This is a genomic window from Pedobacter sp., assembly GCF_035566355.1.
Lineage (GTDB): Bacteria > Bacteroidota > Bacteroidia > Sphingobacteriales > Sphingobacteriaceae > Pedobacter.
This window is the reverse complement of sequence record NZ_DATMRL010000352.1, coordinates 1-11,420: the sequence shown is the minus strand read 5'-3', so window position 1 is coordinate 11,420 and position 11,420 is coordinate 1. Positions and strand designations below refer to the sequence as shown.

At 42.2% G+C, this 11,420-nt stretch carries 9 protein-coding genes and 1 pseudogene; 5 read left to right on the top strand and 5 right to left on the bottom strand.

What is annotated here, in order from left to right:
* A pseudogene (locus VNZ46_RS13575) lies at positions 1-568 on the top strand (DNA polymerase III subunit gamma/tau); the annotation flags it as partial.
* Between the two features lie 2 nt (positions 569-570).
* Here the strand turns inward: VNZ46_RS13575 and VNZ46_RS13570 are convergent.
* Positions 571-996, bottom strand: coding sequence for a hypothetical protein (locus VNZ46_RS13570; protein WP_325560630.1), 426 nt, complete (start codon positions 994-996; stop codon positions 571-573).
* A 131-nt stretch (positions 997-1,127) separates the two neighbouring features.
* Here VNZ46_RS13570 and VNZ46_RS13565 point away from each other — a divergent pair, with 131 nt between their 5' ends.
* The 3 genes from VNZ46_RS13565 to VNZ46_RS13555 all read left to right on the top strand — a co-directional run bounded on the left by VNZ46_RS13565 (position 1,128) and on the right by VNZ46_RS13555 (position 5,999).
* Entirely contained in the window at positions 1,128-2,363 is a 1,236-nt protein-coding gene (locus VNZ46_RS13565) for an NADP-dependent isocitrate dehydrogenase (RefSeq protein WP_133778870.1), read from the top strand.
* 814 nt (positions 2,364-3,177) lie between these two features.
* A complete protein-coding gene (locus VNZ46_RS13560; protein ID WP_325560629.1) occupies positions 3,178-5,247 on the top strand; it encodes a TonB-dependent receptor in 2,070 nt (689 codons plus the stop codon).
* 29 nt (positions 5,248-5,276) lie between these two features.
* Entirely contained in the window at positions 5,277-5,999 is a 723-nt protein-coding gene (locus VNZ46_RS13555) for a ThuA domain-containing protein (protein WP_325560628.1), read from the top strand.
* A 9-nt stretch (positions 6,000-6,008) separates the two neighbouring features.
* Here the strand turns inward: VNZ46_RS13555 and VNZ46_RS13550 are convergent, their stop codons facing one another.
* The 3 genes from VNZ46_RS13550 to VNZ46_RS13540 are packed head-to-tail and all read right to left on the bottom strand — an operon-like array spanning position 6,009 to position 9,804.
* The gene (locus tag VNZ46_RS13550; RefSeq protein ID WP_325560627.1) at positions 6,009-7,904 is read right to left on the bottom strand and encodes a TonB-dependent receptor plug domain-containing protein; all 1,896 of its coding nucleotides are present in this window, start codon (positions 7,902-7,904) and stop codon (positions 6,009-6,011) included.
* A 33-nt stretch (positions 7,905-7,937) separates the two neighbouring features.
* Positions 7,938-9,227 carry a M28 family metallopeptidase gene (locus tag VNZ46_RS13545; protein WP_325560626.1) on the bottom strand — a complete coding sequence of 430 codons (1,290 nt, stop codon included), beginning with the start codon at positions 9,225-9,227 and terminating at the stop codon, positions 7,938-7,940.
* 10 nt (positions 9,228-9,237) lie between these two features.
* Positions 9,238-9,804: an HPP family protein gene (locus VNZ46_RS13540; protein WP_325560625.1), complete on the bottom strand. Its 567-nt coding sequence runs from the start codon at positions 9,802-9,804 to the stop codon at positions 9,238-9,240.
* Positions 9,805-9,948: 144 nt separating this feature from the next.
* On the opposite strand from VNZ46_RS13540, the gene VNZ46_RS13535 reads away from it, so the two are divergent.
* Entirely contained in the window at positions 9,949-10,326 is a 378-nt protein-coding gene (locus VNZ46_RS13535; protein WP_325560624.1) for an ATP-binding cassette domain-containing protein, read from the top strand.
* On the opposite strand, the gene VNZ46_RS13530 is transcribed toward VNZ46_RS13535, so the two are convergent.
* On the bottom strand, positions 10,323-11,420 hold a 1,098-nt coding region (locus VNZ46_RS13530), incomplete at its 5' end, for a prephenate dehydrogenase (protein ID WP_325560623.1). The two genes, VNZ46_RS13535 and VNZ46_RS13530, sit on opposite strands and share 4 nt — an antisense overlap.

The window sequence follows — 11,420 nt, the reverse complement described above, 5'->3', positions numbered from 1 at the left end:
AAAACCTGTCCCTGCGCCGCAAGTACAGGCCAGCAGCCCTGCTCAGCCGGCCAGGCAAGTTACTCAAACAGATAAAATTGTTTTAAAACCGCAGCCTTTAGTCAATAAAACAGGTGGCACCCTGATTCCATCTTTAACCTCGCTGGAAAGCCTGGCCTCGGAAGCAGAAAGCAATGAACCAAAATATATAGATGGCCATGATAAAGATCCTTTCAGCTTTGAGCAGCTGATGTCTCTATGGAACAGTTATGCACATAAAGCCAAAGAGGAAGGCAAGATCAATATATTTACATTATTGACCAGTAACGAACCGATACTGGAGCATCATGAGATCACTGTATTAATAGAAAACAAAATACAGGAAGGCCTGCTCCACGAAGAAATGGTCTATTTTCTTAATTTTTTAAGGTCACAGCTTAAAAACTTCAGCATACAAATCAAAACCAAAAAAATTGAGGTCCAGCTCAAAAACAGGCTTTATACCAGTATTGAAAAATATCAATACCTGGCACAGAAGAATCCTCAGCTGGAAGAAATGCGTAAACGTTTTAATCTCGATATTATCTAGTTTTATTTTTTAGGGGGTGCATCATTGATTGGATAACCCTCTTCATCCAGATCCGGGCGATCATCTTCCGGTGTTCTGGCAAGGAATTCATCTTCTGGCTCTACTTCTACAATACTGCCATTATCTACATGCATTCCCAGGTCGACTAAACCTTGTTCTGCTTTATCTGCAGGCTTCGCATATTCGTCTCCTATATACGGATTGGCTTCATCGTAATCTGAATTCTCATCGCCTCCATTGGCAGCCGTTGTATCGTAGGGTAAAGGGTGATCATATTCTTTGTCGTTCCCTTTTACATCGTACTCAAAACTGTTCTTCTCTTCATCGTAAGAGAGATTCTTGAAATCTCTGGTCTCCCCCAATTCAAAACCATGTAATCTGCCATTCGACTTTTGATTTCCGCCGGTGTTGTTGTTGTTTGTACTCATGACGCTTAATTTTATATCATAATAACGTTATTAAATCTTTAATTGTTTTCGGAATTTGCCGGAAACCGAGGCTATAAACTCAAAATTTATATCTTTGTTTTTTTATAATCAATTAAAATTGAATCCATAATATGTCTGTACAAAAAATTAAAGTAACCCAGCCCGTTGTAGAGTTAGATGGTGACGAGATGACCCGCATCATTTGGAAATTCATCAAAGACAAACTGATCCTTCCTTATTTAGATCTTGATATTAAATATTATGATCTGGGTATTGAGTATCGTGATGAAACTGATGACCAGGTAACGATCGACGCCGCTGAGGCCATTAAAAAATATGGTGTAGGGATTAAATGTGCGACCATCACTCCTGATGAGCAGCGCGTTAAAGAATTTAATTTAAAACAAATGTGGAAATCACCTAACGGAACCATCCGTAATATCCTTGATGGTACTGTTTTCCGTGAACCAATTGTAATGAGCAATGTTCCTCGTTTGGTTCCAAACTGGACAGCTCCGATCTGCATTGGCCGTCATGCTTTTGGTGATCAGTACCGTGCTACAGATTTAGTAACTAAAGGAAAAGGTAAACTGACGTTAACTTTCACTCCTGAAGATGGTGGTGAGGTTCAGTCTTTTGACGTTTACAACTTTAAAGGTGATGGTGTTGCTTTGGCCATGTACAATACAGATGAGAGTATCCGTGGTTTTGCTAATGCTTGTTTTAACCAGGCTTTAAGCAAAAAATGGCCTCTGTACTTATCTACAAAAAACACCATTCTTAAAAAATATGATGGCCGTTTCAAAGATATCTTTGAAGAGATCTACGAAAACGACTTTAAAGCTAAATTCGCTGAGGCTGGTATTACTTATGAGCATCGTTTGATCGATGACATGGTAGCTTCTGCTTTGAAGTGGAATGGTAATTTTGTTTGGGCTTGTAAAAACTATGATGGCGACGTTCAATCGGACACTGTTGCGCAGGGTTTTGGTTCATTAGGTTTGATGACTTCTGTACTGGTTACTCCGGATGGCAAAACAATGGAAGCTGAAGCGGCTCATGGTACAGTGACGCGTCACTATCGTGATCACCAGGCTGGCAAACCAACTTCTACCAACCCTATTGCTTCTATTTTTGCATGGACCAGAGGTTTGGAATTCCGTGGTGTATTAGACAACAACCAGGAATTGATCAAATTCTGCCATACTTTAGAGCAGGTTTGTATCGAAACGGTAGAAAGCGGTAAAATGACTAAAGATTTAGCTGTTTGTATCCATGGCAACAAAGTGGAGCATGGTAAAGATTACTTATATACAGAAGAATTCCTTGCTGCAATTGATGAGAATTTGCAAAGCAGATTAGGATAATTTCCTGTTAACTTTTATTTGGAAAGGGATGTCTCGTTTGGGACATCCTTTTTTTGTTTAAACCAGATGTCAAATTTATCTGAAAGGCAGGGTGGTTAATTTTAAAAAAAGAAAGGTAAGCTCGAAGGCTGCTTAAGCTTAGGCGGGCAAAAAAGCCCGCAAACCTTAAAAGGCCTTCTCCCTTACACCTTCTTTTTTTCTGGATTTTGAGCATAGCCTGATTTCCTGTATAAATCCAGTGGGTATTCCATCCGCCATCACATAACCAGGCCTAAAAAACTACAAGGAAAGTTAAAAAACAAAAAGCTTAGATCTGCACAGATAGAGGTCCGGTCAAGGTCCAGTCCAAATAAACAATTGATTTATTTCAACCAGGGATCAAACAGGGATTAACCAGGGACCAAACAGGGACAAAGCAGGGATAAACTACCTGTTTAACCCTTATTTATTCCTTATATTTTTATTGTTTAATTTTTATTTACCAGCAACCAGTATTCCATCAACAATCAACCAGAAGCAAACCAAAATCTATTGAAAAAACCGCACCCAGCCCGGTTTCCTCCCTCCCTCTGCAATTTGCTAAGGAAAATTCTCGTACACTGCGGAAAGACCTCAGAGATCTGTCCGCTCCTTCAGCGGACCTGATATCGTTAGTCTTGAAGCAGCTGCACAGAATTTTCCGACATAATTCAGCCCCCTTACATCGTTAGCCTTGAAGCAGCTGTACAGAATTTTCCAAAAAACTCACCTCCACCATAGCATTTTGCTCAAATCGTACACTGATTTTTGAATTAACTTTACTAATATTGAAGCCATGAAGAAGTGCCTGACCTTGTTCTTTCTATTTCTGTTTTTTTCCGGTTACACACAAACTATTCAGGATTCAACAAAAAGATTAAAAGAAGTCATTATCCGTCCCTATTTTTCTCCGCAACCGCTACTCAGGGCTACGGGATCTATAGCTGTGCTCGACTCAACTATACTCAACCGGCAACAAGGCACCAGTTTGGTCTCCTCCATGAACACCATACCAGGGATCCGAATGGAAGAACGCTCTCCGGGTAGCTACCGCTTATCTATCAGAGGCAGTTTACTCCGCTCTCCTTTTGGAATCAGGAATATAAAGATCTACCTGGATGATTTCCCTTTAACAGACGCTGGTGGAAACACCTATCTGAATGCACTCGACGTGAATGCTATTGGCCAGATACAGGTCCTCAAGGGCCCACAAAGCAGTCTTTACGGTGCAAATTCGGGAGGAGTGGTTCTGATCAGCCCAGCAGAATTGACGGGAGGAAAAACTGCACTGGATTTTAAACTTCAGGGTGGGTCTTTTGGACTTTTTCAGGAGAACGTGGGATTTGGGAAAAATCTGGGGAAATATCAGTTTAACCTGGTTCAGGCTTATCAGCATAGTGATGGTTATCGTAACCACAGTTCAATGGACCGTAAATATGTACAATTATCCCAGAAGCTGGATTACTCTGCAATTGCCAATGCCAAGGCATTATTTTTTTACTCAGACCTGCATTATGATACCCCGGGAGGCTTGACGGAGGTTCAGAACAATCAGAATCCACAACAATCCAGGCCTTCAGCTGGCGCGATTAAAAGCGCAGCTGATCAGCAGGCGGCCATCTATAGCAAGACACTTTACGGAGGGCTATCCAACAACTGGCAGATCAGCAAAGGCTTTAAGCACGTAGCTTCCCTGTTTAGTTCTTATACCGATTTTAAAAATCCCTTTATCACTAATTACGAGCACAGAAAAGAATTTACACTGGGCCTGCGAACCTATGTACAATATGAAAGAAAATTAAAAGACCTGAACTGGAAGTTTGACCTTGGGCTGGAAAGCATGAAAACCTCCACAGATTACCACAACTCCGACAATAATTCCGGAGCCCCAGGTAAATTACAGGCTGCGGATCGTTTAAAAGCTATATCCAACGTTGCATTTCTACATATGGACTTTAATTTTCTGAACAAATGGCTGCTGGAACTGTCAGGAAGTGCAAATTTTTATAAATACCACTATCGAAGTAGCTTTCCTATAGAAATCAGCCAAAAAACGAATCAGTTTAACACACAGTTCATGCCCCGGGCTGCACTCTCTTATCTCTTCGACCAGCATTTATCTCTGCGCAGTTCCATTAGCAAAGGCTATTCTCCTCCCACTCTTGCAGAAGTAAGGTCTTCAAACAACAGCATTAATGTGGACCTGCAACCAGAATACGGATGGAATTATGAAAGTGGTTTTAGGTATGAAGGCTGGAACAAAAGATTCTTTGCTGATGTAACCGGTTTCTTTTACAACCTGCGGAATGCCATTGTAAGGCGATTAAATAATAACGATACAGAATATTTTATTAATGCCGGGGGCACCAGGCAATGGGGATTAGAAACCAGTATGTCCTTCTGGATCATTTCTCCAGGTTCTGATGGATGGGTTAAGGGGCTGCAGCTCAAAACAGCATATACACTGAGCAGGTTTAAGTTTAAAGATTACCTGGATAAGACAACCAGTTATTCAGGTAATGATTTGACGGGTGTGCCACAAAACATACTGGTGAGCAGCGCAGACTTACAACTGCCAAAAGATTTTTATGTGTTTATCGAGCATAATTATACGTCAACGATCCCACTCAATGATGCCAATACAGTCTACGCTAAAAGCTATCACTTACTTCAAGCTAAAGTTGGTTATAAAAATCTTCGCATCTCCGGTGTACCGGTTGAGTTATTCGTAGGAGCAGATAATATACTGAACCAGAAATATAGTTTAGGCAACGATCTGAATGCTGCAAACGGCAGATATTTTAATACAGCCGCAACAAGAAATTTTTATGGAGGTCTTGCTTTAAAACTCAACACTATTCATTAATTTTTGTAATTATTTATGCATCTTTATTTATGAGAATCTTAATCCTATTTCTGTTTTTTCACTGCACGGCTTCTTTTGCTCAAAAACGTTTGCTCGTTTTTGCAAAAACGGCGGGCTATCATCATCAATCTATTGCCAATGGTTTTCCCGCGCTGCAGAAGCTGGCAGCTGAGCATAAATTTACTGCAGATACGACTACCGATGCCAGCCAGTTTACACTGAAAAACTTGAAAAGATATGCCGCTGTTGTCTTTCTGAGCACTACCGGCGATGTTCTGGATGAACAGCAGCAAAAAGCTTTTGAGGATTATATACATCAGGGAGGTGGCTTTGTTGGCATACATGCCGCTTCAGATACCGAGTATGGCTGGCCCTGGTACGGAAAACTCGTTGGCGCTTATTTTGTTAGTCACCCGGCGCAACAAGAAGCTGTCCTTCACGTCGTTGATCCAAATACGATTGCCACCAGACATTTACCCAGTGAATGGAAAAGAAAGGATGAATGGTATAATTTCAAAGAAATACAAACTGACCTTCATATTTTAATGACCCTGGATGAAAAGAGCTATACAGGTGGTATCAATGGTGATCCTCATCCCTTTGCCTGGTACCATGATTTTGATGGCGGCAGAGCCTTTTACACAGGTTTAGGTCATATGGAAGATTCTTATACAGATCCTCTGTTCCTGAAGCATGTACTTGGCGGTATATTGTATGCGACCGGCACAAAGAAAATGGAACTAAAAAAATAAAAGCAGGAATTAAATTCCTGCTTTTATACCTAAAGTAAACCAAGAGCCTGGCATAGGTACAGCCCCTGCTTCTATATACTGTACATTAAAGAGATTCGCCCCATCGGCATAAATACTATAATGCTTTTGTTTAAACGTTATCCTGGTGTCCAATACCGTGTAATCTTTATAATTGATCCGCTGGTTGTAACGTGCGGTAAGCGTTACCCCAACCAGGTTATAGAATTCTGCATTTAGAGTTCCGCTAAGCTGGTTCCTTAAACTTTCCAGTGCATAACGGGAGAAATTAGCGGTTGCAAGTGTAGTTTTAAAACTAGGATCAAGGTTTGTATAGGAAGCCCCCAACCTAAAACGGCTTAGCGCATCTGTTTCCATCGTTTTAAGCGTGTAATCGGCACTCAAGGTAAAGCCTTTGGTATTGACCTGACTGAAATTCTGCGGCTGCCATGGATCCGTTTGCTGTGCTTTGACCCAGTCAATAAAATTATCTATTCTTCTTATAAAATAACTGGCATTTAGGGCCAGCTTTTCATCGTTAAATTTTATCCCTCCTTCTGCGTATTTCGATTTTTCAGGCTGAAGCTGGTCGTTACCAATGTTGGTAGGCCCTTTATAATAGAGGTCGGTGTAAGTAGGTAGGCGCTGACCGGTACCCAGATTCGCAAATACCCGCCAGTTACCGTAAAAATTATATCCGGCGTCTAAGCCAGGAAAGGCCTGCCAGCCATAATCAGAATTGTAATTAACATATGCCCCGGCGTTGATCAGCAACCGCTCTAAAGGCTCAAATTTGTATTCTCCAAAGATTCCTGCGTTGCGGCGGTCCCTTTTGCCCAGATTCGTACTATTGATGTTCTCGGTACGGGCTTCCAGTCCGAGTCCAAAGGTACCAATATGGGTTTGAATGGTATTGTTCAGTTCTGCATCAAAAACATTGGTCTGGTGATGGTTGTGGAACTTATCTGGAGTTTGTTTAATGTACAGATAGTCATCCACATTGTTCCGGTAACTGATCCTGGGCACCATGGTCCAGTTGTCACTCAGCTTTGTGGTATAAGAAACAGAAGCCAGAGCTGTTTTTACAGTCTCTTCAGATTCTTTGTCGCCAGGGGCAGAATAATATCCGTTTGCGCCAAAATTATTGTGCGTATAACCGGCCAGCAGGTCCAGTACGTCTGTCTTTCCAACCGGCAATTTCCCCTGATAGTACACTTTTTGATTATTAAAAGCAGTGTTATAACGATAACCATTCCCGGCTTCCTGAGCTATAGACAATAAATGACTCGCCCCCTTTTGCACCAGTGTTCCACTGGCATGGATACCATAATTAGCATAGGTATTCCCTGAAACTTCGTCCTTCTTGAAACTGCTTCCTGAAAACAGATTGGCTGACACCCCTGTTTTTTGAGGGCTGCGGGTAACGATATTGATGGCCCCGGTGAGGGCGTTGATGCCATAGATTCGGGAGGCAGAACCACGCAAAACTTCAATATGATCAATATCCTCCATGGTAATGGGCAGATTCATCATATTATGTCCGGTTTGCGGATCTGAAACTTTAATCCCGTTAATCAGGACCAGCGTCTCGTCAAAGGTTCCTCCATCCATGCTGATGTCCGCCTGTGTACCACCTGGGCCCCGCTGACGGACGTCAACCCCAGAAACATAACTCAGGAGCTCGCTAACCGATCTGGCAGGCAGGCTTTTGATCTTTTCGCTATCGATGATCCAAATGTTCCGGTTTTGTTTGGAGAAAGGCAGTTTAAGCCTGTTTTCTTTAACCATCACCTCATTCAGGTTATTGATGGTATCTTTATTAGACTGTATTTTATTTTCCTGTTGTGCAAGCACTGGTATGCTGAGGCTCGCTAAAACTGCAGAAAAAATCAGATCACGTAAACGCATGATAGTGGTTTGGTTTTGAGCGGCAAAGATAGTTTAAAAACCTGCAAAGAATCTTTGCATCAGCTGGAAATAATGTGAGAATTCTGTTAATGGTAAAGTTTCCGCCCGGTCGTAGATATCGTGATAGGCTTTAATCCCCCCTTGGGTATAGATAAAGAAGGAAGGAACACCTTTTTCATAGAACTGGCAATGGTCACTGATACAGGCCGCTCCTCTGATTTCTACTTTAGGCAGCAGGTGATCCAGCTGATTAAGTTTCGTCAAACGGTCAAACTGAGCCTTGAAAATACTTCCATTCACCACTTTAATGCCCTCCTCTCCTGTTCCCGCCAGGTCAAAATTTACCAGGAATTTAATTTTCTTCAGATCGATCAGCGGGTGTTCAACAAATGCTTTTGAACCCAAAAGTCCAATTTCTTCTCCGGAAAAGGCTATAAATACGGTATTGTATTTTGGAGGGTGCCGGGCATACTCCTTTACGAAACTCAGCAACATGGCTGTTCCGCTGGCATTATCATTAGCCCCGGGAAAATAGACCTTGTTACCCATTAGCCCCAGGTGGTCAAAATGGGCCGAGATCACCAGTGTGGAATCAGATCCGGATGTTCCTTTAAGCATTCCGACTACATTTCTGGTGGTGTATTTCGGAATAAAACGGCTTTCGATGTTCAGCGTTATACTTTGGACGCTTTTAGGATCAAGACCTTTCTTATTCACAACAATGACCGGACGTATGGTTTGAAAGGACAAAGTGGTCCAGGTCAGTTTATCAGATGTACAAATGATTAGTCCTTTAAACTTTAAGTTCTCATCATATTTCAAAGCTTCTATGGCCTGAGAAATCATTTTTCGATCTTCAGAACCTTCTTCTGAAGGCTTAACCTGATCGTTCAGCAGGATAAAGGCATCCTTTGCCTTGTCTACCAAAGCAAGTACTTTTTCTACACTGTTCAGCGAAGTCCGGTCTGCTGTGATCACCTGAAAATGCCCCTGAACAGAAGGGCTCGAAGCTTCCACCAGATAATCTGCTCCTGTTGTCAATTTTTTTCCGTTAAGCTCAACCTTCACATCGCCGGGAAAAGTGTTTACAGAAAGATCAAAATCCTGAAAATACGAGCTTTCGTTTAAGGGAAGCAGGCCTGACTTTTTAAATTCTCCGGCTATAAATGCTGAGGCGATCTGATCACCCTTTTCCGCATATCCCCGGCCTTTAAAAGCTGGAGAAGCCAATGTCTTTACAATCTTTCTGGCATAGTCCATATCCTGAGCAAATATTGTGCAGGAATAACTTAAAAGAAGGATACTTAAAATCAGTTTCTTCATTGGAGTATATTTATCTTTTTTTACTGAACCAGCCATGATGAGGATATCTGCGGTGGCGAAGATTATTGAAGACCAACGCCACAGCCAAAAGGATCAAAACACCGCTGAGCACCGGCGTAAGTACAAACAGATAACCCAGGTCCAGGATTTTTTTCCCGCCAACATTGGCCAGTAATGCGGTGGCCCCTCCCGGTGGATGCAAAGTTTTAGTTACCTGCATCAACACGATAGAAATGGAAACAGATAAGGCACAGGCCAGCCAGATTTCTCCCGGGATCAATTTATGTATGGTAACCCCCACCAAGGCACATACAACATGACCTCCAATTAAATTTCTGGGTTGTGCAAGAGGGCTATTGATAATGCCATAAATCAATACGGAAGATGCGCCGAAAGAGGCCAGCAGGAAGAGGTTATCACTGGCCACAAAATACTTGCTGTTCAGCAAACAGATCAGCGCAATTCCGGTAAAAGAACCCAGGAAAGTCAGAACATGCTCTTTAGTATCAATCAAGGTTTCCCGGTACAGAACATATCTGGCGCGGCGGTAATGTTTTCTGAATCTCTTTGCTGGCATAATTAAAAAATGGTCTTGCCGCAAAAATACGGTTAACAGGTAACAAATCGGAGTTTGGACCGTCTTAAATTAAAAAAGAATTTGACAGCGTTAAACATTAAAAATCTCCTGAAGAGGTATGGCAGTTATACCGTTCTCGATTTCATGGAACTACAACTTGACCAGGGGATTTACTGGATAAAGGGCGGAAACGGAACTGGAAAGACCACCCTATTTAGAATACTTGCTGGTCAAACACCCTTTTCTGGTAGTTTAACTTTGAACCAGATTGACATCAGAAAAAGACCAGCTGCTTACCGAAGTATGATCAGTTATGCGGAGGCAGAAATGGTACTGACTTCTGTCAGGGGAAACGAAAATATTTATCTGAAATTTCTATTGTTGATGTTCGCCAGCTCTACGGTGGCTATACTTGCTCATCAGGTTTTACTTTTTTCTTTGTTACTGTCAGTCCTTTCTATAGCCTATTTTTGCTATAGCTATTATAGGGTAGACTATAAGTGCATGAATATGGACGATTAATCCATATTCAACCTTCTGATCATTTCGGTGCTTTGCTGCCGGCCCTGCTCAAGTCTGTCTCCGAAAAACTGTTTGGTTTGCTCAAAATGTTGTTTATACCCTTCCATATCGCCATAGCCAATAATAGAGGACCATTCCCTTACTGCCGAATGAAATTCCAGATCGTCTGCCCGGATTTTCTTATCATACAATGCAGCAGTAATGGATTCTTCCAGCAATTCTTCATTTCTGAAAAGATATTCTACAATACCTAATCTCAATTTAAAGGGGGGTGTTTGACAGATCAGGTTATCATATGGATTTACCCCAAGGCTGTACCAGGCATCGGCCATACTGAGCAGGCTCAGGTGTGAATTGGGTTTTCTTGTACCTGGGCTGCCGGCCAGCGAAAACTCTTTCATGACTTTATCGTCCAGCAACAAGGGCTTTTGATCTTCATGAAAGATAAAGTCCCTGGCTTTATACAAGCGTGTTCTGAATTGAGATTCTTCTTCCATGATCATCAGTTTGAACAGCTCGGATTCAGACTGTGCATAACGCTTCACTTGTTGACGGGCATAGGGATTGAGAATAGCTAAACCACCGTAGATATGCGCTTTATAACTAAAGATCCTTAAGGTGGTCAGAATTTTCACATTATCAATGCCTCCGATGTAGGAGTCATTTTCCCAGGGGAAGAAACCAGCCTCTTTCCAGGCGGTGCCCATACTTTCAAAACCGACATGAGTCGCTGCTTGAGTATCGGCCACAATCTGGTCGTGAACGTGAAAATCCGGGATTTCAACCATATCGGATCCAAGGGAAGACAGCAGATCTGTCATTCGCTGGTAGGCTTCTTTAGTGGTACGGTGAGGAATAACAATCAAGGTTTGACCTACCGGATCAAAGGCGGGGCCATGCAAGGAATGACAGGTAACAATATTTACATCTGCGGGCAGGTACCGTTCAAATGCGGCTATTTCCGGATGTTTGATGGAGGTCTGTCCGCCGACAATGGCGCCGAACTTGGTTGAAGCCCCGTATTGACTGAGGACATCTGCTATTTTTTCTGCTTCTACAGCATAAATGATGACATCACATCTGCGTGATACGGC

Bases quoted from the DNA above. Each gene is read 5' to 3' on its own strand.
- VNZ46_RS13565 (WP_133778870.1), top strand. From the start codon at position 1,128: ATGTCTGTACAAAAAATTAAAGTAACCCAGCCCGTTGTAGAGTTAGAT.
- VNZ46_RS13555 (WP_325560628.1), top strand. From the start codon at position 5,277: ATGAGAATCTTAATCCTATTTCTGTTTTTTCACTGCACGGCTTCTTTT.
- VNZ46_RS13535 (WP_325560624.1), top strand. From the start codon at position 9,949: ATGGAACTACAACTTGACCAGGGGATTTACTGGATAAAGGGCGGAAAC.
- VNZ46_RS13570 (WP_325560630.1), bottom strand. From the start codon at position 996: ATGAGTACAAACAACAACAACACCGGCGGAAATCAAAAGTCGAATGGC.
- VNZ46_RS13560 (WP_325560629.1), top strand. From the start codon at position 3,178: ATGAAGAAGTGCCTGACCTTGTTCTTTCTATTTCTGTTTTTTTCCGGT.
- VNZ46_RS13550 (WP_325560627.1), bottom strand. From the start codon at position 7,904: ATGCGTTTACGTGATCTGATTTTTTCTGCAGTTTTAGCGAGCCTCAGC.
- VNZ46_RS13545 (WP_325560626.1), bottom strand. From the start codon at position 9,227: ATGAAGAAACTGATTTTAAGTATCCTTCTTTTAAGTTATTCCTGCACA.
- VNZ46_RS13540 (WP_325560625.1), bottom strand. From the start codon at position 9,804: ATGCCAGCAAAGAGATTCAGAAAACATTACCGCCGCGCCAGATATGTT.